Source organism: Streptomyces lateritius, from assembly GCF_014649715.1.
GTDB classification, from domain to species: domain Bacteria; phylum Actinomycetota; class Actinomycetes; order Streptomycetales; family Streptomycetaceae; genus Streptomyces; species Streptomyces lateritius.
The window spans coordinates 194,860-220,426 of sequence record NZ_BMTO01000007.1; the positions used below are offsets into that span (position 1 = coordinate 194,860).

Consider the following 25,567-nt stretch of genomic DNA (forward strand, 5'->3'; position numbering starts at 1 on the left):
TCCGTTTCCCCTCTCTTCCACCGAGCGGGCGTGCGCGAGCCGACCGGGCGCGGTAAGCGTGCCCGTACGCGGATAGGGGCACGACGTGGTGCATGCGGCCCACTGACTCTGAGGCACTGCTGATGCCTCTCCTCGGGGCCGTGACAAGATCCACCGGCATGAGGACTGAACGAACTGAACCGGCGGATCGGCCCGTCGCCCTGGTCACCGGTTCCACGTCGGGGATCGGGGAGGCCGTCGCGCGCAGGCTGGCGAAGGACGGGATGCGGGTCGTCGTGCACTCGCGGCGCAGTGCGGAGGCCGGGGAGGCTCTGGCAGCGGAGCTCGACGGGGCGTACCTGCGGGCGGATCTGGCGGTGGAGGACGAGACTCGCGGGCTGGTCGAGGCGGCACTCGACCGGTTCGGGCGGCTGGACGTGCTGGTGAACAACGCCGGCATCAGTTGGCCGATCCCTCACGACGACTTGGCCGCGGCGACGCCCGTGGACTGGCGGCAGCTGCTGGAAGTCAATCTGATCGCGCCGTGGGTGCTGTGCACGGAGGCACTTCCGGCGCTGCGCCGGTCCCCCGCGGGCGGCAGCATCGTGAACATCACCAGTCACGCCGGGGTGCGTCCCAAGGGCTCCTCCGTGCCGTACGCGGCGAGCAAGGCCGCGCTGAACCATGTGACGCGGCTGCTCGCGGCCGCGCTCGGGCCGGAGGTGCGGGTCAACGCGGTCGCTCCCGGGCTGGTGGACACACCCATGACCAAAAGCTGGAGCCAGGCACAGGAGTTGTGGCGCGAGAGCGCGCCCATGCGGCGTCCGGCTCAGCCGGCCGACGTCGCCGACCTGGTGGCTTCGATGGTCTCCAGTGACTACCTCACCGGCGAGGTCGTCGTGCTCGACGGAGGCCTGAACCTGACCCGATGACCTGACCTGACCGTCCCGCTTCCAGTCCTTCGTCCTCCCTCCGCACGGCAAACGGCAGAAGGCGGGCCCGGCACGCCGCCGCACGGTGCCCCTCAGCGGCTCGGCGCGCGCGAACCCGCGAGCGGGCCCATCCTGAGCGTGGAGCCCGCCCGGGAGCCCTTCGCACGTCGACCGGGCGGGCCGCAGAGGCGTCGTTGTGTCAGGGCGTCCCGGCCCCTGGGCCGTGTCCGGAAGGTAGCGCCGTCTGCCCGCAGGGCAGGGCCCGCGGCGTCTGGTGCGTGCGATCGCAAGGCGGAGGGTCGCCCTTCGTACGGGGCGTACTCGGGTGATCCCGGCAACGCGGCGAGCGTGCGGACCAGGCGTCGCGGGCCAGGCGGGACTTCACGGACACGGCCTACGGGCTGTCCCGCAGGGGCCGAGGGCCGACAGCGCCGCTACCGCGCCAGGTAGTCCTGCCGCAGGGCGTTGAGGATTTCGGCGGCCTCGGGGAGTTCCGCCTTTCTGCAGCGCGCCGCTGCCGCCGTCAGACGGACGACGGCCTCCTTGAACAGGCCGAGGCCGTTGCCCTCGATCAGGGCCGCGATCCGGACGGCTTCCGCACGCGGCACCTCGCCGTGCTCATCCCCCTGTTCGTGGGCGGCGATGGCGGTTTCCGCCTCCCTCAGTGCCTCCGGGAAGCGTTCGGCCTCCGCCAGGACGCGGGCGCGGCGGTAGTGCACGGTGCCGCTCTCGTACCAGGGAACGAAGTTCTCGGTGCCTTCCGGCACAGCGGCCCGGACCTCGTCGGCCTGCGCCAAGTGGCCCAGTGCCGTGTCCAGGCCTTCGCTTCCCTGGGACAGCATGGTGAGGCGCGCGAACTCGCACATCATGTTGATGATCAAGGACGGGTTCGGTGCCTCGGCGTGGGACGCGACGGCGCGCGCGTACGCCGTGCCCGCCGCGTCCCAGCGGTCGGCCATCGCCAGCGCGGTGGCCGCTTCCGCCGCCACCAGGGTGTGCACCGCGCGGTCGTCCTCCTCCCACCCGGCGACGGTGTCGGCCAGCCGGAGGAACTCCTCAGCCGCGGGCAGGTACTCCTCCAACTCCCGCAGTCCCCGCGCCAGCGTCAGCCGCGCCTGGGCGAGCAGACGTTCGTCGAGGGCGGAGGCGGCCTCGTCGGAGAGGACGGATTCCAGTACGGCGACGGCATCGGCCCGCTGCCCGGTGCGCGCGAGGACATCGGCGAGCTGGAGCCGCATGTCGGTGGCCTCGTTGTACGCACCGTCCTGGTCGAACCGCGCGGCGGCCTCCGAGAGGTGCCGCACGGCGCCGCCGTGGTCCCCGAGACGCGAGGCGGCGTGGCCGAGCAGCCCGTACGTCGGTGCCAGCTGGAAATCCGTGTCGTCGTAGCGGACCGCGTCGGCGATGGCCTGGTGCAGCAGTTCCACCGCCTCCGCCGGCTCCTCCTTGGCCAGCAGGATCTGGGCCAGCAGGGCGCGCGGGCGCGATCCGCGCCAGGGCCGGCCGGAGTCCTCGACGTTCTTCAGCGCCGCGCGCAGCTCCGCCTCCGCGCGCACGATGTCACCCCGGCGGCCGGCCATGTCGGCCACGAACTGCCGCGCGTTGGCGACCTGGTGGGGGACGGCCAGGCGCTCCGCCTCCATGTGCAGTGTCCGGGCGTGTTCCTCGAACAGCTCGACGGCGGGGGCGGTGGGCTCCGGCAGCTGCCGCAGCACCTCCTGATAGGCGGCGAAGGTGCAGGAGTAGAGCACACCGAGGTACTCCAGTACGCGCTCCGCCTTCCTCTCGGCTTCGGACTCGGGCTCCCCCTCCCCCGGGGCCTCGCCGGTCAGAGGGGCCTCGGTCTTGAGGCGCTCCACTTCGCGCCGGGCCTCGTCGAGGCCGGCCTGGACCGCCTCCGTGTCGGGCCGGTCGGTACGGGAGTCCGGTGCCTCGTCCGCCTGCGGGGACCGGCCATCGTCCGTACCGCCGTCCGTGCTCTCGTCGGGGGCGGTCGTCCAGGCGAAGACGCGCGTCCGGGCGGAGAGGGCGTGCCAGGGCATCCCGAGCCGCTCGAACAGCACCTCGGCCCGCCGCAGCTCGGTGATGCTCTCCGCGTTGAAGTCCTCCTGCGAGAGCAGGTACGCGCGGTGTTCGGCGAGCTCCGCGTGCAGCAGGTCCTCGGGGCCGAGCCGGGGGTCGTGGGTGGTGTTCGCGTCCGCCAACCGTTCGGCGACACGGGCCCACAGCCTGTTGCTGCCGGGATGCCCCTGGGCGGCCAGGCGCCGTGCCTGGCGTACCAGGGAGACGAAATCCTCGGGAACGTCCGGCACGGCGGCGGCCGCACCGGCGGCCGTGGGGACGACCGCCGTCCGCCTCCCGGCCACGGAAGAGTGTGTGACGGAGGTCCGCAGGCCGAGCGGCAGCGGCTCGTCGAGCAGCGGGGGCTGGGCGAGGCGCAGCCGTCGGCGGTCTCCGACGGCCGACGTGCCGTTGCGCGCGTCGAAGGCGGTGGAGAGCCGGTCCGCCTCCGAACGGACATGGCCGAGGAGTTCGGTTGCGGTCCAGTTCCGCCCGGGCGGGCCGGCGACGGCGGTGTCGGCGTGTCCGTCGTCGACGAGACGGTGGAGCAGCACCTCGGCGCCGGTGAGGAAGCCGAGGCGGGCCAGCGGAGCGCCGGTCGCCTCGAACAGCGGGCGGTTCTCCGCCAGGATCTCCAGTCCTCGCCCCTCGTTGCGGGACAGGGCGCAGAATTCCAGGTGCAGACCGACCTCGTCCTGCATGCCCGTGTTGCCACGGACCCGCCGGTAGCCGGTGAGGTGGTGGGAGCGGGCCTCGTCCGCACGACCGGCGCGCAGCAGCGGCAGCAGGGCGCGCGCCTGGCTCATCTGCGGCTCCTCGCTGCAACCGATGGTCCCGTCGAGGACCGGTCGCCAGCTCTCGAGAGCCGCGGCGTCGTCGCCCGACGTCACCTGGTGCCAGGCGAAGTGCCGGGTTTCGCATGCTTCGCAGTCACTCAGTTCGGTACGGGGCCGGGTGGCCCACAGGTCGTAGGCGTCGGCGACGCCGTCACCGGTGTGGGAGGCGACGTGGTAGCGCATCGCCGCCACCGGCTGCATGCCGTGGTCCGCCTTCTCGTAGCGGGTGCGCATCTGGTCGATCCAGCCCTGGACGGTGGCCAGGGGCACCTCGGGCACCTGCAACAGGGACGTCGTCACCCACTTGAAGCGCCAGAAGATCTGGTGGGCCTCCCACTGGCTGAAGGATTCGGGGGCGGTGTCCCACAGCTTGAGGAGGCGGGCGAAGGTGACGGGGGACTTGCGGTGCTCGCCGGTGAACTCGTACGCCGACATCAGCTCGAGCAGGGCCGTGACGAGGACGTCCGGCTTGTCGAAGGGTTCGGCGGCCTCGACGAGTTCCTCGGCGGTGATGGTGCGCTGCAGGCCGTGGGGGCGTTCGTTGTTCTCGCGCAGCGCCTCGACCACGGCCTCGGGGGTGTCCAGCATCTACATTTCCTTCCGGGGCTCTGAGCCGGGTGCCGCCGTGCCGGGTTGGTGCATGGCGTGGGTGAGCAGGCCGATGAAGGCCCGGTTGAGCAGGGCGCTCTCGCTTGCCCGGAGGGGGCGGCGGCTGAGCAGCAGGGCCTGGCCGTAGAGGGCCTCTGCGGTCGTGACGGCCAGGCCGCGCTCGGTGATCGTGATCGCCTGGCGTACCAGCGGGTTGAGGTGGTTCAGGACGAGCTGGGCACGCGGTGTCTCGTGACGCAGGGAGCCGAGGATGTCGGCCCACAGCCCGTCGCTGTCGGCGGCCAGACTCGACCTGGTCCGTTCGTGGCGGGCGTCCCGGTTGTCGAGGAGGAGCGCGGGGGCGGTGACGGGCTGGAAGTCGCGGAGGACGACGTCACAGTCGTGGACGCCGATGGTCTCCCGTGCGACGGCGAGGAAGGCCGCCGCGCGCAGTTCGGCGGTCGGGTCGACGGCGTCGAGATGGGCGGTGACGGTGGCGGGGTCGAGGTCGGTGACGGACGTGCCGGGCCGGATCTCGGGGAGCCGGAGCACGAGGTCGCGGTCGTAGGTGTAACCGCCGTTGACGACGCCCAGGCCGGCGGCCGCCGCGATGGGGGCGACCTGGCGGAACTCCTCGACACTGCGCGTGACCAGGAGGGTCGGGTGCGTCCGCGCGAACTCCTCAAGGGTGACATTGCCGTCGGTGGTCTCGAACGGCAGCCACGGGAGGACGATGCGCAGCAGCTCGTCGTCGTAGCGGGCGAGCGCCTTGACCGCGAGGTGGTGCGTGTCGATGAAGCGGTGCAGCAGGGACGGGTCGCTTGCGGCGAGGCCAGTGAGCCAGTCGCGTATCCGGTCGCCCAGCGCGTCCCGTACGGCGGACAGGGTGCCGTCTTCGTACAGCGACTCCCGCGACGCCGTGGGCCGCAGGCTGGTGGTGTCGACCACGCAGCGTACGAAGAAGGCCCAGTCCGGCAGCAGTTCGGGGGCCTGGTCGGTGAGCAGCATGCCCTTGAGGTGGACCCGGTGCCCGGCGCGCTGGGCGGGACTCACGGCTGTGGGGAGGACGTAGGCGACGCCGCGCAGACCGGCCGCCGGGAGGTCGAGCTCGATGGCGTCGAGAGGAGTGAAGTCGAAGAGGCCGCGGCAGTACGCGGTCATCGCCTCTCGGCGGGCCAGTGGGGAGCGATGGTGCTGCTCCCACGGGGGTGTCTCGTTGACCCGGTGCAGCTCGCCTCGCGGTCCGACGACGGTGACCTCGTGCCGAAGGAGGCCGCCGTAGTGGCGGGCCAGGGAGACGACCTGCTCCGGGCTCGTCCACTCGGCGTTGTCGGCGCGCGGGACGAGCCGGACGGTGGTACCGGGCTCGGGCACGGCCGAGGCGGGCAGGGTACGGATGGTGTAGCGGCCGTCGGAGTGGCCGCGCCACTCGACGGCGGGCGCCGACGGGTCGGCGGCGGAGCGGCTGAGCAACGTGATCTCGTCGGCCACGACGAAGCAGGCGAGCAGACCGATGCCGAACTGGCCGATGAAGTCACCGCGGTCTGCTTCGAACCCCGCGCCGTCGAGGGCGCCTTCGGCGGTCCGCTTGGAGCTGCGGCCGATGGTGGCGAGGAACCGGTGGACGTCGGCCTCGGTCAGACCGATGCCGGTGTCCGTGACGGTGAGGGTGTCACCGGTGCGCACGGTGATGGTGCCGGGCGTGGCAGGGACGCCCGGGACGCCCGGGGCGCCCGGCGCGACCGCCTGGCGTGCGGTGATGGCGTCGGCGGCGTTCTGCAGCAGCTCGCGCAGGTAGACGCGGGGGCTGGAGTAGAGGTGGTGGGAGAGCAGGTCGACCAGACCGCGCAAGTCGACCTGGAAGGTGTGAGCGGTCTCGGAGTGAGGCACCTGGCGGAGTCTTTCGGTGTGCGCGCCCGAGGCGTGAGCGGCGCGGGCGGGAGAGTGGACGGAAGGAGTACGAGCAAGGGGGCCGACGACGTGAGGTCGAGGCGAGGCGAGGCGAGGCGGGGCGGGGCGGGCGGAGGCTGCGCCCGGGCGCGTCTCCTGTCGGGCCGGATCCTCCGTCAGGACACTCGCGCGGAGACAAGCCCCGGCTCGCGATGGACCGGAGCCCGACGACACCTACAGTGCGACGAGGTGACGGTGGGACAGCAGCCCCACGCATCGGTCTTCGTGACGCCCCGGCTCAGCGCCCGGTTGACGAACGCTGCTGCCGATAGGCCGCGGCGGGGTCGGAACCGTTGAGGTAGTACCAGGGGAAGTCGGTGACGCGGCCATCGGTGGCCTGGAAGCACTCCCGCGCGGCCGCGCGGTCCCCGGCCAGTGAGAAGGCCATGGCGAAGGTGTTGAAGACCTGGTTCCAGGCTCCCCGGCGGACGAAGTCGGGGTGTCGGATCGAGTGCTCGGCAGCCTCCCGTAGCGACGTCTTCACGTCGGCCCGGCGCATGTGGACGGCGTCCGGTCCGTCGTCGAGGGAGAGCCACTCCTCGATGTGGGCGATCGCGACGAGTTGACCCAGGAGCGTGCCACCCGGAGCGCCGAAGGCGGACTCGCGGGCGAAGGCGTGCATCTCCTCATGAGACCCGCCCCATTTGTCGCAGACCTGTTGCAGCTGCTGCTGGTGCGCGCCCAGGTGATGCCGGTCGCGCCGCACCGTCGCGTCGAACCGGCGTCGCGCGACGGTCTGACCGACCTGGAGGCCGCGGCCGGTGATCTGGAGGGCGTACCAGGGCGAGGTCCACTGCGGCTCGCGCTCCGCCACCTCGTACAGCCACTGCTCGGCCTGGCGCAACCGCGCGTGGAAGACCTCGAACTGATCGCGTGAGACGTCCTTCGCCCGGGCGCCCGTGCGAGCCTCCCATCCCCAGCTGATGTGGCGGATCCCCGCCACGAGCCGGGGCAGCGCTGCCTCGGGTTCCGCTTCGAGAACCCCGGCGATCCATCGCTCCACACCGGCGGTGTCGCCGACGGCCCACAGCAGTTCCGTCCGGTCCTCGCCCTCGGGGCGCCCTTCGAGCACCGCCCGCACCGTGCTCCAGTCCGCCGCCGCGGCGGCCGCCCGCACGCGCCCCACGTCGGGATCACCGGAATCCTTCTGCACCTGAGCGGCGGGTCTGCCCGCCAGCCTCCCCAGCGTGAGCCCCCAGTCACGGAGCAACGCCATGTCCCCACCCCTTGCCATGTTCGAACGGGGAAGCAGATGATCAGCTCACCCCGTGGGTGTAGTGACTATCACGCGCGACTGACAATCGCACACCCGTTTCCCTCAGGCGTCCACGGGCGCAAGGGGACCACTTCCGGCCTCGGGTCGACGGGCGGCCGACCGCCCTGCCCGGGGCGGCGGAGGACTCACATCGACGCCTCGCGCTCCGGGGCCGGCCACGGCCGTTGGGTGGTTGCGGCGACTGCTGGCATAGGGTCATGGGCTCAACCAGTGATCGGCGAGGGGAATTCATGCTTTCCAGCATCCGCAGACGCGTGTACGCGGCCGGGACAGCACTGATATTGGCGGCGGGCGTGCTCGGTTCCGCGCAGAGTGCGACCGCCGAGGAGGTGCTGCCGGCCGAGGTCGCCGCTGTGCCCGCGATGGGGCCGTTGTTCAACGACCCGACCTCCGCCGACCCGGCACGGCAGAACGCCATCAAGGACCGCGTGCGCGAGTTCATCGCGGCCGCTGACACCGGTTCGACCATCCAGATGGCGATTTACCACCTGTGGGACAACGCCGTCGCCCAGGACCTGGCGAACGCCCGAAACGCCCGCGGGGTCAACGTTCAGGTCGTCCTCGACGAGACGAGCGTCAGTGACCCCGCCGGGAGCCCTGACTCGTACAACACGCTCAAGGCAGCGCTCGGGACGGACATCACCAAGAGTTCGTACGTCACTCTGTGCGCCAAGGGCCGGTCGTGCCTGGCCTCGAGCACGAGCGGGATCAACCACAACAAGTTCCTGCTGTTCAGCAGCCTCGGCGGCGGTGCGGTGACGCAGGCGGTGCTGCAGATGACGTCCAATCTGACGCCGTCGAACTACTCCCGCTTCTGGAACAGTTCCGTCGGCTTCGCCGGCAACTCCACGCTGTACTCCGCCTACACCTCCTACTTCGCCAAGCTGGCGCGACAGGACCGGGCCAACTGGGACTACACGTATGCCGGCGCGGGCGACTACAAGGTGTACTTCTTCCCGCGGGCCGGGACCACGGACGACACCGACACCGTCGTCAACGCCCTCGACAACGTGGGCTGTACGTGGAGCGACTCCGCCGGGACCCACCGCACCGCGATCCGCGTGGCGATGCTGAAGATCACCCGCCAAGCGGTCGCCGACAAGCTGCGGGCGCTCGCGGCGGCCGGATGCACGGTCGACGTCGTCTACAGCGAGACCGACAGTGGAACCTGGGCCGCCCTGCACGGCCAGACACGGCTCACCACCCGCTGCTACCAGCACAACCATGACGGCGATGCCGGCACCCCGAACCGCATCGTGCACTCGAAGAATCTGATGATCGACGGGATGTACGCGGGGGCGAGGGAAAAGCTGGTCTTCACCGGCAGCCACAACTGGAGCGGACCGGCGCTGCGCGACAACGACGAGGCGATGCTGCGGATCACGACGCCTTCGGTGTACGACGCGTTCGTGGCCAACTTCGGTCAGACACGGACCGCCGCATTCCCCGGCACGGCGGACGACACAGCCGCCTGCCGCTGAGGCAGCGGCCGGGGGCACGCGTTCCCGCCGCGGGCCCCCGGCCAGCGGCCCGGGAACTGTTGGCCGACAAGGACGGGCGGTTCTGCGTGAACGGCTCGGTGGCCGGCGAGAGAGCCGTCGTGGATGGCTGCGTGGCCAGGCGACCGGCCCGTTCACCCCTGGACCGCGGAAGCAGTGACTCCCGGCTCCGGCATGGCCGGCGTGATCGGAGTCCGGCGTCGCGCCCTCGGCTCCCCCAGCCGGCGCACGCCCATCAGGCTGCGGTCGGCGGATGCGGTTCGGCACCCGCGCGGCGGTGTTCGGCGTTGATGCGGCGAGCCTCCTCGAGCTGGTCCTCGAGGATGACGATGCGACAGGCTGCCTCGACGGGCGTGCCCTGGTCGACGAGTTCCCGGGCGCGGGCCGCGATCCGCAGCTGATACCGCGAGTAGCGACGATGTCCCCCTTCCGAGCGGAGCGGCGTGATCAGCCGCGCTTCGCCGATGGCGCGGAGGAAGCCGGGCGTGGTGCCGAGCATCTCCGCCGCCCGGCCCATCGTGTAGGCGGGGTAGTCATCGTCTTCGAGACGGCCGAACGAATCGTCCGCTGTCATCTCACCTCTCTGGGAACGGCCGGGGGGCCCTGGTGCCGTACGACACCAGGGCCCCCAAGGACCTGCAACACCACTTGCAATACTGCGAACCACTCCTCGGCAGCCGACCCCGTCGCCCGTCCTGCGTCCGAACCGGCTTGGAACCCCACTGCCGAGCTTCCCGGCACGCGCGCCCGCAGCCCGACGCCTTTACCGAGGTACCACCTGTCACCGCACTGCTGACTGCTCGTGGCGGCCCCTGATCACTGCGGGCCCCCCGGCCCGGTCGTCAGTCCCGTCGCCGTCCAGCACCAATCCTGGCTTCGAAACTCCACCACCGCACCGTTCTGCGAACTGCGTGTGATACTGCCCGGCAGTTCATCTCTGCCGGGCTCGATCGATCTCGACTACGAGAGAAACCATAACCACATCACAGTCCAATGTCTACTCTCGTCAGAGTAGATTTTCGTTCGCCGGTGTCAGAAGTAACGTGACCGGCAGCTGTCAGCGTGCATCTCCCCTCCGCGCACGAGCGTTGCAGGCGCCCTCTCGAAGCGGTCTGCACGAGTCCGATCGCCCAGCACATCGGGCACCCGCGTAGTGCCACCGCGCCGGCCGGCAGCAACAGCAGGCTGGGCCATCCGAGGACGGGAATCAGCGCGAAGGAGCCGATCAGCGCCGCGAATCCCACCGCACCTCGGACGAGGTGACGGGGCAGGGACGAACTCGCGAAATCGGGATTCTCAGCCTTCGTTACCACCAGCATCCCCTCCAGAAGCCGAATCCGCCGTGAGACGCACCCTGTGCCGAACGGCAGCGCGGGCCCTGTGCAGACGCGACTTCATCGCGGCCGTACTGAGCCCCAGCGCATCGGCAACCATCCGCCCGCTGTAGCCCTGGACGTCTCGCATGATCAGCACGCGTCGCTGATCGGCGGGCAGAGAGGCGACGGCTGCCGCCACTCTGCCCGCTTCCAGCTGGTGCAGGGCCTCGTCCTCGGCCGAAGGCACGGGGACCTCTCGCAGCGGGGTACGGGATCCCGGCGTCGTACTGGACGGCAGGGTCGTACGGGCGCGCCGCAGACACTCGTTCCGCACGATGCGGAACATCCACGACGCCAGGGCGCCGGACGCCCGCAGCATCCCGATCTTTCGGTACAGGATGATCAACGCTTCCTGTGCCGCGTCCTCGGCGTCCTCGGGAGTGGCGCAGAGAGACCGGGCGAACCGCACGACGTTCGGATGCGAGCCCGACACCAACGCGCTGATCGCCTCGGCATCACCTCGCTGTGCGGCGCCGATCAGCTGTTCACCGGGCCACGACCGCTCAGCCACGTGCTCGCCCCCGTTTGCGCAGTACGACGAAACCGCACGTGCAGAGCAGCACCACTCCACAGGCGACGGCGATTCCAACGATCACGGCAACCTCCAGTTCGTGTGCCGGCGTCCGGCCGGCACGCACATAAGAGGCGCGGGGCCGCCGAAAGGATTCGAGGGATTCCCCGCACCCGTCGTCCGAGGCCGAGTCAGCCGGCGTTGGCCTTCCGGGTCTTCCCGCACCGATCACATCGGATCGAGCATCCTGGTCCCCTGGTCCGGCCGGCCGTGACCGGCCTGCTCGCACAGGCCCGCGGGTACGCGATACGGGTCGCGTCCACCCGCTCCTGCACCTGGGCCGCTTCGGAATCCTGTGGGGCCCAGGCTCGGCATCGCGACCTCAAGGGGCGGACCGGTCCGCTTGGTCGTCTCTTCAGGGAGTTGCGCCGAACCCTCGGCGGCGCCTCCGTGGAGGGCGCCGGGGTTCCGACGTCGTCCCGATCGGTCAGTCGGCGCGGGGTTTGCCGAACTCCTCGATCAGCACCGGGTACTGCTCTCCCCCGTGTCCGGCGGCGATCGCGCGGTCGGCCATCGCCTTGAACAGCTTGGGCAGTTCGGCGTTGACGCCCACCGCCTCGCTCTCCTCGATCAAGTGCGCCATCGACCGCGCGTCGGTCTCCAGGGCCGACACCTCGGCCGGGAAGGACCCCCTGTCGATCTGCTCGGCGTACCCGGGCAGCCATTCGGCCACACCGGCAGCGATCTGCTGTGCGAACGGCGCGTAGGTCGCCGCATCGACTCCCGCGGTCCTGAGCAGGGCGGTGCCCTGGAGCCAGGCGTTCAGGACGCTCCACATCATGGCCAGGCCGGCCACGTCGTACAGTGCCGCCAGCCCATGGTCCGCACCGAGGTAGGCGACGGTGCCGAGCGTGTCGAGTGTTGACCTGTGTGCCTCGAAGTCCGACTGCGGGCCACTGTGCAGGATCATCGCCTCGGCCGTCCCGATCGTCGGCGGGATGGCCATGATGGCGCCGTCCAGGTAGCGGGCGCCTCGCTGCTCGGCCCATCGAGCGGCCTCCCGGGCCTGGGCCGAGTCGCCCGAGGTCAGGTTGATCAACGTCGTACCGTCCAGCTCGACATCGCTCGCGCCGAACGCTTCGTACATGGCCTGGTAGTCGGTGAGGCAGATGATCGCCAGGGAGCTCGCCTTGAACGCGTCGCCGATCGTCGGGGCCGGCGTCGCCCCCTGCCCCACCAACTGGTCGGCCTTGGAGGCCGTACGGTTCCACACGGTTGTGGGATGCCCGGCTTTCAGGAACGCACCGGCGAGGGCCTGGCCCATCAGTCCGAGTCCGATCACGGTCACAGGTGTTCTGTGTTCGATGTTCATGGCAGCATCGTCAACGTTGATACCGGTGTGAAGGTCAAGTGAGGTTCGATGCGGATCGGGGAACTGAGTCGCCGGGCGGGCGTCAACGCCCACCAGTTGCGCTATTACGAGGCCCAGGGCCTGCTGGAGGCGGACCGCGGCGCGAACGGGTACCGCGAGTACGACGAGAACGCCGTGCTTCGGGTGAGGCAGATCCGGCATCTGCTCGGTGCCGGGCTGTCCTCCGAGGACATCGCGTATCTGCTGCCCTGTGCGAGCGGAGAGGCCCCGGAGCTCCTCGGGTGCCCCGAGTTGCTGGCCGCGATGCGGTCACGGATGCGGCGGCTGAACGAACAGATGGACAGGCTGGCCCAGTCCCGCGACGCTCTCGCCGACTACATCGACGCGGCCGAGCGAATGGGCAAGGAGAACTATGGCCCGTTCGACGGGGCCGACCGGGAGCCCGTCCCCGCCTGAGCGGGGGCCCGCAAGGCGCTGCGTGGGCCGGCCCCGGACCGATCGCACGACGAGCAGGCGCCTCGGCCGAGACCGGAGGCGGCCGGTGTGACACCTCGTACCGGCGCCGGCAGGACGTCACCTCGATGGAAGAACTCAGTGGCGAGCCTGGGTCGTCACAGTCGATCATGGGCGGATGAATGACCAACCCGCACGATGGACCCGGGCGACCGTCTACCCCGACATGTGGGCCGACCCGGACGACGACCCCCGCAACAAGCAAGGTTCCGGTCCGGACGGCGAGTTCGCGACGCTGGAGGACTTTCTGACGGGCTACCGCATGACCCTGCGGATGAAGTGCGAGGGCCTGGATCCGGAGCAACTGGCCCGTCGGTCGGTACCGCCGTCGACGATGTCGCTGCTCGGCCTGGTCCGGCACCTCGCGGAGGTGGAGCGCGACTGGCGCAACTGGATCAGCGACGGTGATCCGCTGCCGAAGCTGTACGGCGAGCGTGACGGGGACTTCGACGGAGCGGTCGCCGAGCAGGCCGTGGTCGACGCCGCGTACGTCGATCTGGAGCGCGAGCAGGCTGCGGTCGACGCCGCGCTGGCCGAGTACGCGGACCTGGGCGAGCGGGTCGGGAAGGACAAGATCGCGATCCGGGAGCTGATGGTGCACCGGATCGAGGAGTACGCCCGTCACTGCGGACACGCCGACCTGCTGCGCGAGTGCGTCGACGGAAGGGTGGGCCAGTGAGGTGACGACGGGCCGGGTCCGCATCCGTCCGTCCCGCCGGCACGTCACTGCGGAGTGAAGGCCTGGGCTCCTGATACACGGGTCGTGGCGCATCTCGCCCCGCCCTGACGCAAGGCGGCTCCACCAGGACGCGCCTGGTGGAGCCGGACGAGCCCGTGCGACGGGGGAGACACACGGGCTCTTCGGCAAGTGTGACACGGCCGGCCCCCGTACGTACGAAGGAACGCGGACCGGCCCCGGGGCGTGCAAGGGCCGGGCCAGCATCGTGCGGATCGCCCGTCCGCGCCGCATCCGCTCGCCGCTGCGGTTGAAGGCCGCCGGATCGGTCACCTCCACCGCCTGGACCTCGATGTACGCGACTAGACCTCGATGTACGCGACGACGACCACGGTCCTGAGCGCGGTCACGAAGTACAGGACCCTCACCTGCTCGACTTCGTCGGTGTAGCGGCGCAGTTGGGGGCCGGCAGCGTCGCCCGGGATCGGCTCGCCGACCTCGGGGTCGAAGGAGATGACGACCAGGGCGCGGTCCAAGGCGTGGATCTCCGCCTCGGTGGTCAGGTTCTCCAGCTGCTTCGCGGCGGAGTCGGAGAACGCGATCCGGGCGCGTCGCGGGGTGTGCTGAGGGACCATCAGGCGACGGCCGGACGCTTGGCGGCGAGGCGGGCGAGATGGGCCTCGCGCAGCTCCTCCCATGGCGTGCAATCCTCCACCGACGGCAGCCCGTTGGTGGCGATGTCCTCGAGGACGGCGGCGAACCGGTCGGCGTTCGCACGGGTCCTGGCCGCGTACGCGCGGACCGCGTCGGCGGCCGCGGGCTCCAGCGGCTGGCGGGCGGCGCATGCGGACGACGGGGCCGGCTGTTCGCTCATCAGAGGCTCCAAGGGCAGAACGTGCGTGTGCCACCACGATATCGCCGGGGCGGGCGCACGGGTTCGGTACGGGCGAACCGGTCTCCGGACAACTAACGGCTGCTCACGTCTCACTCTCCTCCGCCGAGCGGACGCCGGTGTCGGACCGCACCAGGAATCCACCGCGGCCGTCGAAGCGCACCTCGTACACGGCGTCGAACCCGTCGGCGAGCGAGGGCCGGCGGAGCTTGGTGAAGGTGGCCTGGATACCCACGTCGGGCACGCGCTCCCGGCCCTGCCTCGCGGCATTGCGGCGCTTGGAGCCGGCGACGTCCGGTGGGAACCAGTACGCCGTCGCCGTGGCGCCATGGGCGTGCCCCTGCCGCCACGAGCGGCCGCCACTCCTCGGGGGACGGGTTCGTGTTGTCGACGGCCACGGACCGGCCCTCGGCGAGCGCGGTCTCCACCAGCCGCATCTGCCGCTCCTGCTTGCGCCGGGCCGAGCGGGGGAAGAGATCCTTGCTGATCAAGGCGTAGCGGCCCGCCAGGCGCCGTCCGTACAAGGTCGACTTACCGGACGCCTGCAGCCCGACGAGCACGGCAATGCCGAGGACGTGTGGGTCGGGTGGCCTGCCGGCGGCCTGGCTCTCGGCCGCCGTACGCTCGCGTGGCGGCGGCCCGGGTGCGGCGGAGCCCGGTCCTCTGCGCATGAGACGTCGAACTCCTCACTCCCCCGGCTCCTCTGGGCGGAGCCGTCCGGGCGGCTGCCTTCTTCCCCGATCACGAGGCGGCTACCCCGCTCAGAACCCGCCTAACGGCCGGGGCCCTCGTCCGCTACGGGTCAGGCCCTGGTCGTCAGGGCGGACGCCTCCGGCTCGGTTGGCCGAGGCTGGTCCCCGACCTTGCCCTTGCCCTTCTCCTGGTCGTCTTCGCGTGGCAGAAGGAGCGGGGTGGCCAGGAGCAGTACGCCCGCGACGCCGATCGCGATGCGCGCGTCGGTGGCAGCGGCCAGAGCACCCCACAGGGCTGTCAGGACGGCGATCGCGCCGGTGCTGGTCACTTTCCAGGCCACCAGGACCCGCCCGACGCGCTCGGCCGGCACCCGCTGGAGACGCTCGGTCGCGAACAGCGGGTTGAACACCCCCATGCAGGTGATCAGGACCAGTTCGACGACGACGACCAGGACCATTCCCGCGTAACCAGGCATGACGAAGAACAGTCCGACGGGCCACAGGGCACGCAGTACGCCGGAGGTGATCAGGACGCGGCGGCGCCCGTAGCGGGCTTCCAGGCGCGGGGCGGCCTGAGCACCGAGGAATCCGCCGACGCAGGGCAGGCCGAACGCGAGCCCGTACTGCCATGCCTCCCAGCCCAGGTCATCCAGCAGGAGGACGGCGAGCAGCGGTTCGGTGGCCATGATCAGCGCGTTGACGGCCACGGTGTTCCAGAAGAGCGGACGCAACCGCCGGTCGGCGTGGATGAAAGTCCAGCCCTTGACCAGGTCCGAAGCCCGGAGCCTCTCCGCCCTGACCCGCTCGGAACCGGCCTCCTTCTCCCGGATCGCGGCGATCCCCAGAGCGGACAGCAGGAACCCGGCGGCGTTGGCGATCACGGTGACCGCGGGTCCCAGCAGCGTGATCGCCGCTCCACCCAGGGTCGGGCCGACTGCCGTGGCGGTCCAGGTCGTCGACTCGAAGCGGCCGTTGGCCACCAGCAGCTGGTCCGGGCGCACGAGCTGCCTGAGGTAGGCGCCGCCGGCGGCGGTGAACGCGATGTTCGCCGCCGCGCTGGTCACGGAGACGACCAGCAGCTGGGTGTAGGTCAGCCGGTCGGCGAAGTAGGCGGCTGGGATCGTCAGCAGGGCACCGAACCTCACCAGGTCGGTGACGATCATGACCGGCTTCTTTCGCCGGCCGTCGACCCACGGGCCGAGCGGAAGCGCGAGGAGCGCGCCCACCGCCAAGCCGGCGGCCGCGAGGGTCGAGACCGCGGCCGGGCCGACGTGGAGCACCTGGATCGCGATCAGGGGGAACGCGCCGAACCCCAGCCAGGTGCCGACGGTGGAGGCCGTGAATGCCGACCACAACCATCCGAAGGAGCGTCCGAGCTCTTGCCGTGCCATGCAGAGCCTTCCGTCACCACTCACAGCCCACCGCCGACGACGAGAGTTCGACCAGGCGGACCGGACGGTAGTCCGACAACCACGGCATCGGCGAGCCGCGACCGCTGATCGGTAACGCCCTGACCGGCCGGCGGATCTGGGTCCCGGGCATCAAGCAGGGCATCGGGGTGCTTCCCACGTGACCGATCTGATGCGACGTCAGACAGGCTTCAGCTGAGCGCGCAGGAGGCAGAACTCGTTGCCCTCGGGGTCGGCCAGGACATGCCAGCTCTCTCCTCCGGTCTGGCCGATGTCGACCGGCACGGCGCCCAGTGCCAGCAGCCTGGCCAGCTCGGCGTCCTGGTCGCGGTCGGTGGCGTTCACATCGAAGTGCAGGGGGAGCTTCCCGGCCCGGGGGTTGCGTCCCGCGCCGAAGACGAGGGTGGGCTGCGCTCCGCCGAATCCGACGCCCGGCGGGCCGATCTGGACGCTGCCGTCCTCTTCTCGGGCCAGCTCGACGTAGCCGAGGACATCGCACCAGAATGCGGCCAGTCGATCAGGGTCTTCCGCGTCGATGACGAGTTCGCTGATTCGGCATGCCATGCCACGAGGATAGGGCAGCGGGGCGCCGGCCGGCCGTGCACGCAGATCCGCGCACCCGCCGCCACGGGCGCTTCCAGGCATGCCTCCGCGAGTCGGAGCCCTCACCCGAAGTTGTCACGCGCCAGGCGGAGCGCCAGCTCTTGCAGGATCAGTTCGGTGTCCTGGTCGGCGCCCGTCTGGTCGTAGGCGTCGGCGACCGCCTCGAAGGCGACGATGAAGCCGTTGACCAGCGCGCTCAGAGGCTCGGAGAGCTGGGAAAGCACCGCCAGGCCGGCTTCTTCCGCGCTCGCCCCCGCCGGCACGGCGAAATGCCCGGGAATCACCTCGCCGAGCAGGTCCGACACGAGGCCCTCGTCGACCCCACCCCGCAGAGCCGTCAACGCTGCGATGGCCTTGAGCTTGATCTCGTTCTCCGTCACATACCGAGCCTAGAAGCGAGCGAGGGCGCAATGACGCATTCCGCCCCGCGCGGTCACCCATGTCCGATCGGCCGGTCCCACGCCGGCAGCCAGGTAGGTCCCGGCGCGACGTACGCAGAACCGGCCTCATGTCCCGCCCGCACCGGGCGGGTCTGGCGTGAGCTGCCGTCACCGCGTAGCGTGCCCGTGCCCGTGCTACAAGCGCACGGGGATCTGCCGGTTCGGGGTGGGGCGAGGAGCGTTGTGACCAGTAGGCGGAGGCTGTTCCTTGGGGCGTTCACGGCAGGGGCCGTGACGGTGGTCGCGGGGCCGGGAACCGCATCGGCGGCCGAGCAGTCGGGCCAGGCGGAGGGAGACGTGATCTTCGAGGGCGAGGTGAAGGCGCGGAGCTTCAGGACCGAGGCGGGCGCCACATCGACGTTCCGGACGACGTCCACGGCGACGACGACGAAACTCCACGCGCTCACAGCACATCAGGTGGGTGTGGCGGGCAACGGCGTCGCGCTGAACGTCGTATCGGACAACCCTGACGATTCGGCGATGTATCTGTCCGGCACGGAAAAGGCCCGGGGCACACTCAAGATCTCCCACCGGGGGTACGCGGACGCCTCGGACGGGGGCGCCGCCGCACTGTCCATCTACCTCGAAACGACGGGGGTCGTGGACGGGTCGGGCGGCACCGCCGCACAGGGCATCTTCATCTCCCACACCACCGGGCCCACGAAGGGCAACCTCATCACTGTGCGGAACAACGCCGTGGACGACTTCGTGGTGAAGGGCACCGGGCAGGTGGGAATCGGTGTCCAGGTGGGTGCCACGCCGCGTGCGCGCGTGGAGATCGCCCAGCGGGATTCCGCGATCGGGCTGCTGATGCAGGCCAACGCGGACTCGGCCGGCCGCCTGGTGGAGTTCCGTGACCGTGCGGGCGTCGCGAAGCTGCGGGTGCTCAACAGTGGGGCGCTGGCCGCGCAGAACGCCCAGTTCGGAGTCGCGGGCGCCGAATCGTACGGCGGGGGTGACGGGGTGATCGGCATCCGTAACGCCACCACGCCGCCCACGATGAATCCGACGAACGGCGGCGTCCTGTTCGCCGAGGGCGGGGCTCTCAAGTGGCGTGGTCCGGCCGGCTCCGTGACCGTCATCGCGCCGGCCTGATCACCCTCCCCCGCACGCCGTACCGATCCCGAGGCAATGATGGAACTCACCCCGGAACAGCTCGTGTCCGAATTTCACGACGCCGTCATGGAACTGTATTTCGCCCGGAAGCGCATCGCGCTGCTGGAGGCCGAGAACGAGGCTCTCAGGAACCGACTCGCTCTCGCCGAGGGACCGACCACGACGGAGAACTGACGGATCGGGCAGCCCAACGGCCTCCGGCCGCGTCCCCCGACTCCTCACCGGCGGCGAAGGACTGGAGCCCTTGCGACGGCTGTCGGGCCGATATGCGAGAGTGGCGTCCGTGCTGATCATGCCGCATGATGCCGTGGTCACGCTCCCGATGACGGTGGACCAGGAACGGTTTCGCGCCCCGGCGCGCGTCCGGTCCGTGCCCCGTCCGCAGAGCCCGCACCGCGGTTGACGGCGCGGCGCGCACGCCGCTCCTGACGCCACGTCAGCACGGCACACTTTCGGCCCTGCCCGTCCCTGTCCCCATCCCGATGGTTTTCCCTGGAGGCATAACGATGCGCCGCTGGCTCCTGTCCCTCCTCGCGGCTCTGCTCGCGGTCCTCTCGTCCGCGGTGCCCGCGGGCGCGGCGGGCACCGCCGCGACCGCCGACTGCACCGGCCCGGGCTTCGAGCGCTTCGGTACGGCCTCGCCGACCGGTGCGATCGTCGGCTCGGTCGTGCACGAGGGCCGTGGCTACGTCGTCACCCGCGGTCGCAAGCCCGTGGTGCTCGCCGAGTACGACCTCGCGACGCGCGCGGTGGTGCGCGAGGTGAACATCCCCGACGGCCCCGGCCCCGGTTCCCCCGAGGGCGCGTGGGCGATGGCCGTGTCGGGCGGCAAGATCTACATCGGTACCTACGTCGACCCCAGCCTGTACCGCTTCGACCCCGCCACGGGCACGATCGTGCACCTGAAGACCTTCGGTGGCGAGGGCGGCTTCATTTGGAGCCTCACCGCCGCCCCGGACGGGGTCATCTACGCGGGCACCTACCCCGGCGGCAGGGTGTGGGAGTACAACCCCGCCACCGGCGCCGCGCAGGACTTCGGCGTCCTCTCCAGCGGTGAGCGCTACGTGCGGGCCGTCGACGCCGACGCCACGAACGTCTACGCGGGGCTGCTCGACTCGGGCAAGCTGCTGGCGATCAACCGGTCCACCAAGGCGATCCGCGTCCTGGCCACGAACCCCGGCGGGTTCTCCACGGTCGCCGTCGGCCGCACCCGGCTGCGCGCCGGCAGCGGCAGCACGCTCTTCGACGTGAAGACGGACGGCACCGACCTGCGGAAGGTCGCGCTGGGTGCCGGCAGGTCGATCGACGCGATCGGCCAGGCCCCGGACTACACCGCGTACATCTCCACTCGCCCGAACGGCCTCATCGCCCGGTACCGCACCGCGGAGCCCCTGAAGTGGTACGCGCAGGCGCCGAAGGCCGACGAGGAGACGCGGGGCCTGTTCCTCGACGGCACCACGCTCACCGGTTTCTCCGGCAGCGGCGGGGTGTGGCGGATGGACGTCGAGACGGAGCAGTCGACGTACACCGGGCTGCTGGAGGCGGGCCTGAGCGAGGGGGACGAGCGCCCGCAGTCGATGCTGCGGGCGGCCGACGGCAAGGTCTGGGTCGGCGGTCACTTCAACGTGACCGTCCACGACACCGCCACCCGTACGAAGCGCTCGATCTGGGTTCCGGGCGAGCCGAAGGCGCTGGTCCAGCGTGGGGACAAGATCTACGCCGCGATCTACCCGAGCGGCCGGATCGTCGAGATCGACCCGACGCGGAACGACGCCCTGCGCGAAGTCACCTTCCTGCCCAGCGGCCAGCAGCGCCCGTGGGACATGGAGTACGACCCCGTCACCGACCGGCTGCTGGTGGCGTCGGCGCCGCTCGGCACCAGCACGGTGGGCGCGCTGACGGTCGTCGACCCGGTGACCGGGACGAAGGAGCCGTATGTGAACGTGCTCCCCAACGAGAGCCTGATGAGTCTCAGCCTCGGCCCGAACGGCATCGTGTACCTGGGCGGCGACGTCCGGGGCGGCGGCGGTGGTGACCCGGCCCTGTGGAACAGCGCGGCCAGCGTCGGCGCCTTCGACCTGAACACCAGGAAGCTCCTGTGGGAGGTCGACCCGGTGGCGGGCAACCACACGCTGCAGGACATCAAGGTCCACAACGGCATCCTGTACGGGGTGTTCAAGCGCAACGCCGGCTGGTTCACGATGAACGTGCAGACCCGGCAGGTTCTCGACAAGGGCACGCTGCCCGGCTACGGCGAGATCGAGGTGCACCAGGACAAGGTGTTCACCTCCACGTACTTCGGCGGCGGCAACGTCCACCTGCTCGGACCCGGCCTCGCCGACCCGCAGCCGATCGCCACCGGGCTCGGCGACGAGTGGTACACCAACCCGCAGCTCGCCTTCATCCCCGGCACCTGGGACGCCTGGGCGCTGTCCGGTCGCCAGCTCGCCCGGCTGCGCCTCGACCCGGCCTGTGCGCCGCTGACCGTCACCTGACCCGCCGGGGCCGGATCCCGTCCGCCCCGCCCGACCCCCAGTAGAGGAAGCCCCGCCGAGCGTCTCGGCGGGGCTTCCTCCTTCTGTCCGAGCGTCCGGCCTCGGCGCGTAAAGGCGTTGCCGGTACCTGTGGCGTACAGGAGGATGCGGGGACGCGTTTCTCGGTGAACATTCCGAACTTCGGCGACTTCGCGGATCCCAGGAACGTGGCTCGGGTGGCGGCGGCGACGGAACGGGCAGGGTGGGACGGGCTCTTCGTCTGGGATCACGTACTAGCACCGCAGGCACGGAGGCAGGCCCTTCGGGGACCCGTGGATGCTGCTGACGACCGCCGCACTGGCGACCTCACGCATCAGGCTGGGCACGCTGGTCACTCCGGTCGCCCGGCGGCGACCGGAGCAACTCGCGCGCCAGGTCGCGACGTTGGACGCCGTCAGCGGCGGCCGGGTCATCTTCGCCTCAGGACTGGGCGGGCCCATCGAGGACGAGTACGCGAGTTTCGGTGACACCACGGACCCGAAGGCGCTCGCCGAGCGGCTGGACGAGGGCCTGGAAGTCCTGCGGCGCTACTGGTCGGGTGAGCCGGTGAACCACGACGGACGGCACTACCACGTACGCGACGTGACCCTGCTGCCCGCCACGGTGCAACGCCCTCGGCCGCCGGTCTCGGTCGCCGGCTTCTGGCCCAGCCGGCCGCCGATGCGCCGGGCCGCCCGATGGGACGGTGTGGTCCCGCTGTTCACCGACGCCAGGCACGGCCACGTACCGCCTGTCGATCAGGTCCGTGAGCTGGTGGCCTACGTGCGCAAGCAGCGCGGGGCCCGGACCGGCACTGCCTTCGAGATCCTCCTCGGCGGCGCCACCCCGGGCGACGACCCCGCCAAGGCCCGCGACCTCATCGGTCCGTTGGCCGAAGCGGGCGCCACCTGGTGGGACGAGCGGCAGATCCAGACGAGTGACGCACTCGACCGGCTCACGCCGGTACTGCGTCGCGTCGAGCAGGGCCCACCCGTGTGGTAGCCGGCTGCCATCAGGACGGACGGCCGCCGAACTGCCAGTCATGGACCTCGATGTCGGCGTACCGGTCCTCGGCCAGGACGGCGCGCGCCGTGGCCGGGTCCAGGGCCCGGAGCAGTGCTGCCGTGCCCAGGCAGGCGGTGCCGTCGTCGGACAGCAGCGGCCCGTACGCGATCAGGTCGCCCTGCTCGGGCGGTGGGGCGAGGTCGGCGGCCCTCCCCCCGCCGAGGCCGAGCACCAGGTAACGGTTGCCACCGGTCCCGCCCCTGGGGAAGTCCCACATGGTGCGCCCCAGCAGGTTGCGCCAGCGCCGTACCATCACGTCCCGGTACACACCGGCCTGATAGCCCGGCTCGTCGAACGCGAAAGCGCGGGCGGCGGTGGGATCCGGCAGGTCGAGGATGTGGACGCTGCCCGTGGGCGTCTCGCGGTCGCGGGTGAGGGTCGGGCCCCGGGCGATCATCTCGGCGGCGTACCCGTCCATGTAGGACCAGTGTTGCTCCAGCAGTTCGTGACGGAGCGCCAGGGAACCGGGCCGATCGCGGTGATAACAGAAGAACTCCATGGCACAGTCTGCACGATATGACCGTTCACCCGCGGGCAGTGGCCGAACACAAGCTCGTCGCCTGGGGTTCGGCCATGAAACCGGTCGGGGGGAGTCGGCTGCTCCGGGGCCCTGCGCCGGTCACCGGAGTCATCCGTTGTCTCCCGTGTCCGACGGGTGCGTTGTGAAGGTGGTCGTCCGCGCGGCCTGGACGGTCCGGAACGCGTCAGCAGGAAGGTACGGGCCAGCGGCGGAGTTCTGATTTCCGGCGGGATGCGTTTGCCGATGAGTTCCCCGTCCTCGAACGGTCTACCCAGCGACACGACCGTTCTCGTCAGGAGTGCCATGTCCACCATCCAGCCAGTGATCGTGACTGCCGACCATGACGTTCTGCTCGGCTTTTACACGAAGTTGTTCGGCGCTGAGGAGATCTTCCGGGTACCGGCGGAAGGTCCGGCCTTCTACCTCGGCTTGCGCATCGGCGACACCGACCTCGGGCTGGTGGCCAAGGCGGACCCGGGGACCGGGGCGGCGCCGCGGATCCTGCTCAGCATCGGTGTCGACGACGTCGACGAGACGCTCGGCCGGGTGGAGGCGCTGGGCGGCTCGGTCCGCGGCGGCCCCAACGACATGCCGTGGGGACAGCGCGTCGCCCACATCCAGGACCCCGACGGCAACCCGGTGAACCTCACTCAGCAGATCCCGGCCCGGTGACGCTGTTCCCGGGGCACGTGCTGCTGATCATGGGCTACCCGCGGTAGAGATCGATCGTCGGTAGTACCTCGATGTCCGTCAGGACGAGCAGCACGCGAAACAGGTGGGTGGCGCGGGCGGGGTCAGTACGGAGCTTGGCGAGGATCCGCCGGTTCTTCAGGTGGGCACAGCGGCGTTCGACCGGGACGCGTCCGGCGGCCACCCGGTTGGCCTCCTTCTCGGCGGATGCGAGACCGCGGACGCGGGCGGCCTTGAAGGCGGTGACCACCACGGGGGCGTCCCCGTCGTCGTCCAGGCAGAGGAAGCCCCGGTCGGCCACGGCGCCGGGGCCTGCAGCAGGCAGGGGGCCCGGACGCGGTCGCGGCGGGCGGCGGTGATGTCGTGGGTACGGCCGGGCCGGGCGGCCTCTCGGTCGAGGGTCGAGGTGCGGAAGGAAGTGGACCGCCTCGACCAGGTGTGGCCACGGCGGTACGGGGCAGGCGAAGGGCAGGCCCCGCCGCGCATCCCCCGTCGCGGCGGGGTCTCGCCGTGGCGGCGCCCCATGGATCACGCTTGGTCGGCCTCGCGCTCAGGGGCCCCGGTTCGGGCCTGGGCACGAGCTCGGGGGGTCTCCACGGCCGAGACCGCTGCCAGAGCCTGACGACCCCAGCGCAGTTCGGCCAGCAGGCGTGCCGCGTCGGTGAGGAGCGCGCCCTGCAGTGTGGGAGCGGGCGGCCGGACTTCCGGAGCCGTCAGTTCCTGCCGCTCGAGCGTGCCGAGGTCGGCTTCCGCCGCGTCGATCATCCCGGTGAGGCGGTCGTCGTCGGTGGGCGAGGGCTTGCCCAGCTCCTCCATCACCGTGGCCACCCGCCGCAGCAGGGAGCCGAGGCCGGAGCGGAAGGTGACGGGCAGGGTGTCGAGCTCCTCGTCCGCCAGGGCGAAGTCCAGCGTCCGCGTCAGGGAACGAAGGTGATCCAGGCAGCGCTGGGCAACGGTGAGCGCCTCGCGGGCCCGGGGAAGGGCCTGAGCGTCCCCGTCGAAACTCCGACGGGGGTTCAGCTTCGCGTTCTCCTCCTCCACGTCGATGCTTCCCCGGATGCGATCGCAGTCGGCGGACAGCCTCCGCCAGTCCTGTCGCCACTGCCGTACCTGATCGGCGTCGGGTGCACTCGCCTCGAAGGCGCCCGCCAGGCCCTCTGTCCGCCGGCTCAGACCGTCGTAGAGGTGGGCGACGTCCTGCTGCCGGTGGCTCGTGTGCCGCGCGGGGGCGAGTGCGAGGTGGGCGGCCAGTCCGCAAAGGGCTCCGACGACAACGGAGACGGCGAGGTGTCCGATGTAGTCGATCCGTCCCTCTCCGGAGGAGAAGGCGAAGAGCCCCACGACGGCGACCTGGATGCCCTGCTGTCCCAGTCCGCGCACCCGACCGATCCGCAGGGCGATCAGGGTGAGCAGCGCCAGGGTCCACGCATGAAGGCCGAGGGTGGCCGCCACGGCGGCGGCGAGCGTGGCTCCCAGAGACATCGCCAGCAGGTACTGGACGGATTCCCGGAAGGATCGGTACACCGTGGCCTGGACCGCGACCAGCGCGGTGAAGGGCGCGAAGGTGGAGACCGTCGAGGGCAGGAAGTGGTGGGCCAGCATCCATGCGGCAGTGGCGGCGGCGACGGTCTTCGCGGTGAGCAGCAGATCGTCCCGCTCACTTCCCGACGACCGCACGGCGCGCCGCACGTAGGCGGCTGTCTCAGCGGCCGCAGCCCACACTTTTTCCGGCACCTTGTCCCGCCTGGACACGATGGATCACCTCCCGGGGGCCGTCTGCCCCGCTGATCGGGGGTAACGCACGTTCGTCGTACCCGGAAGAACACGGGCGGCGAGGGTTGGCGCGGCGGCCCGAGGGCACCGGCAGGGAGCGGGACAGCGAGGAGGGACAGTGAGGTGGGCAGGTGGGTGAGGTGACCGACCCGAGTGCGGCGCACGGCGAGGAGAGCGAGGTCGAGGAGGCCGAGGAGGCCGAGGAGGCCGAGGAGGCCGAGGAGGCCGAGGAGGCCGAGGAGGCCGAGGAGGCCGAGGAGGCCGAGGAGGCCGAGGAGGCCGAGG

The 25,567-nt window shown here is 70.9% G+C and carries 23 protein-coding genes and 1 pseudogene; 9 read left to right on the forward strand and 15 right to left on the reverse strand.

The annotated features are described in order from the left end of the window. Positions 1–158 precede the first annotated feature (158 nt). On the forward strand, positions 159–911 hold the full coding sequence (locus IE136_RS16110; protein ID WP_189600692.1) for an SDR family NAD(P)-dependent oxidoreductase: 753 nt from the start codon (positions 159–161) through the stop codon (positions 909–911). Between the two features lie 434 nt (positions 912–1,345). On the opposite strand, the gene IE136_RS16115 is transcribed toward IE136_RS16110, so the two are convergent. The 3 genes from IE136_RS16115 to IE136_RS16125 all read right to left on the reverse strand — a co-directional run bounded on the left by IE136_RS16115 (position 1,346) and on the right by IE136_RS16125 (position 7,562). Beyond that, complete coding sequence (locus IE136_RS16115) at positions 1,346–4,396, reverse strand: tetratricopeptide repeat protein (protein ID WP_189600693.1); 3,051 nt, start codon at positions 4,394–4,396, stop codon at positions 1,346–1,348. Continuing rightward, the gene (locus tag IE136_RS16120) at positions 4,397–6,286 is read right to left on the reverse strand and encodes an HSP90 family protein (protein ID WP_158993320.1); all 1,890 of its coding nucleotides are present in this window, start codon (positions 6,284–6,286) and stop codon (positions 4,397–4,399) included. It lies immediately after the preceding gene. A gap of 298 nt (positions 6,287–6,584) precedes the next feature. Next, a complete protein-coding gene (locus tag IE136_RS16125) occupies positions 6,585–7,562 on the reverse strand; it encodes a hypothetical protein (protein WP_229818885.1) in 978 nt (325 codons plus the stop codon). Between the two features lie 290 nt (positions 7,563–7,852). Here IE136_RS16125 and IE136_RS16130 point away from each other — a divergent pair, with 290 nt between their 5' ends. Beyond that, entirely contained in the window at positions 7,853–9,103 is a 1,251-nt protein-coding gene (locus IE136_RS16130) for a phospholipase D-like domain-containing protein (protein WP_189600694.1), read from the forward strand. Between the two features lie 253 nt (positions 9,104–9,356). Here IE136_RS16130 and IE136_RS16135 read toward each other — a convergent pair whose 3' ends face one another. The 3 genes from IE136_RS16135 to IE136_RS16145 form a co-directional block, all read right to left on the reverse strand. Continuing rightward, complete coding sequence (locus IE136_RS16135; RefSeq protein WP_158993316.1) at positions 9,357–9,695, reverse strand: helix-turn-helix domain-containing protein; 339 nt, start codon at positions 9,693–9,695, stop codon at positions 9,357–9,359. Positions 9,696–10,417: 722 nt separating this feature from the next. Next, positions 10,418–11,008 (reverse strand): RNA polymerase sigma factor, encoded by a 591-nt coding sequence (locus IE136_RS16140; RefSeq protein ID WP_158995035.1) that lies wholly within the window; start codon positions 11,006–11,008, stop codon positions 10,418–10,420. A 487-nt stretch (positions 11,009–11,495) separates the two neighbouring features. Beyond that, a complete protein-coding gene (locus IE136_RS16145; protein ID WP_158993314.1) occupies positions 11,496–12,380 on the reverse strand; it encodes an NAD(P)-dependent oxidoreductase in 885 nt (294 codons plus the stop codon). A 48-nt stretch (positions 12,381–12,428) separates the two neighbouring features. On the opposite strand from IE136_RS16145, the gene IE136_RS16150 reads away from it, so the two are divergent. Both IE136_RS16150 and IE136_RS16155 read left to right on the forward strand, forming a co-directional pair. Continuing rightward, entirely contained in the window at positions 12,429–12,836 is a 408-nt protein-coding gene (locus IE136_RS16150) for a MerR family transcriptional regulator (protein WP_158993312.1), read from the forward strand. A gap of 175 nt (positions 12,837–13,011) precedes the next feature. Beyond that, entirely contained in the window at positions 13,012–13,572 is a 561-nt protein-coding gene (locus tag IE136_RS16155) for a DinB family protein (RefSeq protein ID WP_158993310.1), read from the forward strand. A 359-nt stretch (positions 13,573–13,931) separates the two neighbouring features. Here IE136_RS16155 and IE136_RS16160 read toward each other — a convergent pair whose 3' ends face one another. From IE136_RS16160 to IE136_RS16185, 6 genes are all read right to left on the reverse strand, one after another. Beyond that, positions 13,932–14,204 (reverse strand): hypothetical protein, encoded by a 273-nt coding sequence (locus tag IE136_RS16160; RefSeq protein WP_158993308.1) that lies wholly within the window; start codon positions 14,202–14,204, stop codon positions 13,932–13,934. Next, positions 14,204–14,443 (reverse strand): hypothetical protein, encoded by a 240-nt coding sequence (locus IE136_RS16165; protein ID WP_158993306.1) that lies wholly within the window; start codon positions 14,441–14,443, stop codon positions 14,204–14,206. Before IE136_RS16165 ends, IE136_RS16160 begins: the two co-directional genes overlap by 1 nt. Positions 14,444–14,546: 103 nt before the next feature. Further along, the gene (locus tag IE136_RS35670) at positions 14,547–14,705 is read right to left on the reverse strand and encodes a hypothetical protein (RefSeq protein ID WP_229818921.1); all 159 of its coding nucleotides are present in this window, start codon (positions 14,703–14,705) and stop codon (positions 14,547–14,549) included. 558 nt (positions 14,706–15,263) lie between these two features. Continuing rightward, positions 15,264–16,544 carry an MFS transporter gene (locus tag IE136_RS16175; RefSeq protein WP_158993302.1) on the reverse strand — a complete coding sequence of 427 codons (1,281 nt, stop codon included), beginning with the start codon at positions 16,542–16,544 and terminating at the stop codon, positions 15,264–15,266. Between the two features lie 198 nt (positions 16,545–16,742). Beyond that, on the reverse strand, positions 16,743–17,126 hold the full coding sequence (locus IE136_RS16180; RefSeq protein WP_158993300.1) for a VOC family protein: 384 nt from the start codon (positions 17,124–17,126) through the stop codon (positions 16,743–16,745). Between the two features lie 101 nt (positions 17,127–17,227). Beyond that, positions 17,228–17,545 (reverse strand): hypothetical protein, encoded by a 318-nt coding sequence (locus IE136_RS16185; protein ID WP_158993298.1) that lies wholly within the window; start codon positions 17,543–17,545, stop codon positions 17,228–17,230. 243 nt (positions 17,546–17,788) lie between these two features. On the opposite strand from IE136_RS16185, the gene IE136_RS16190 reads away from it, so the two are divergent. The 4 genes and pseudogenes from IE136_RS16190 to IE136_RS16200 all read left to right on the forward strand — a co-directional run bounded on the left by IE136_RS16190 (position 17,789) and on the right by IE136_RS16200 (position 22,236). Then, complete coding sequence (locus tag IE136_RS16190; RefSeq protein ID WP_189600695.1) at positions 17,789–18,700, forward strand: hyaluronoglucosaminidase; 912 nt, start codon at positions 17,789–17,791, stop codon at positions 18,698–18,700. A gap of 63 nt (positions 18,701–18,763) precedes the next feature. Then, the gene (locus IE136_RS36425; RefSeq protein WP_268247931.1) at positions 18,764–18,895 is read left to right on the forward strand and encodes a hypothetical protein; all 132 of its coding nucleotides are present in this window, start codon (positions 18,764–18,766) and stop codon (positions 18,893–18,895) included. Between the two features lie 332 nt (positions 18,896–19,227). Next, entirely contained in the window at positions 19,228–21,216 is a 1,989-nt protein-coding gene (locus IE136_RS16195) for a PQQ-binding-like beta-propeller repeat protein (RefSeq protein ID WP_189600696.1), read from the forward strand. Between the two features lie 206 nt (positions 21,217–21,422). Beyond that, positions 21,423–22,236, forward strand: a pseudogene (locus tag IE136_RS16200) (LLM class flavin-dependent oxidoreductase). A gap of 10 nt (positions 22,237–22,246) precedes the next feature. On the opposite strand, the gene IE136_RS16205 reads toward IE136_RS16200, so the two are convergent. Further along, a complete protein-coding gene (locus tag IE136_RS16205; RefSeq protein WP_189600697.1) occupies positions 22,247–22,798 on the reverse strand; it encodes a YciI family protein in 552 nt (183 codons plus the stop codon). 324 nt (positions 22,799–23,122) lie between these two features. Here IE136_RS16205 and IE136_RS16210 point away from each other — a divergent pair, with 324 nt between their 5' ends. Further along, positions 23,123–23,491 carry a VOC family protein gene (locus IE136_RS16210; RefSeq protein WP_158993289.1) on the forward strand — a complete coding sequence of 123 codons (369 nt, stop codon included), beginning with the start codon at positions 23,123–23,125 and terminating at the stop codon, positions 23,489–23,491. A 34-nt stretch (positions 23,492–23,525) separates the two neighbouring features. Here the strand turns inward: IE136_RS16210 and IE136_RS16215 are convergent, their stop codons facing one another. Beyond that, positions 23,526–23,810: a hypothetical protein gene (locus IE136_RS16215; protein ID WP_189600698.1), complete on the reverse strand. Its 285-nt coding sequence runs from the start codon at positions 23,808–23,810 to the stop codon at positions 23,526–23,528. 227 nt (positions 23,811–24,037) lie between these two features. Next, a complete protein-coding gene (locus tag IE136_RS16220) occupies positions 24,038–25,261 on the reverse strand; it encodes an aromatic acid exporter family protein (RefSeq protein ID WP_158993285.1) in 1,224 nt (407 codons plus the stop codon). Between the last annotated feature and the right edge of the window lie 306 nt (positions 25,262–25,567).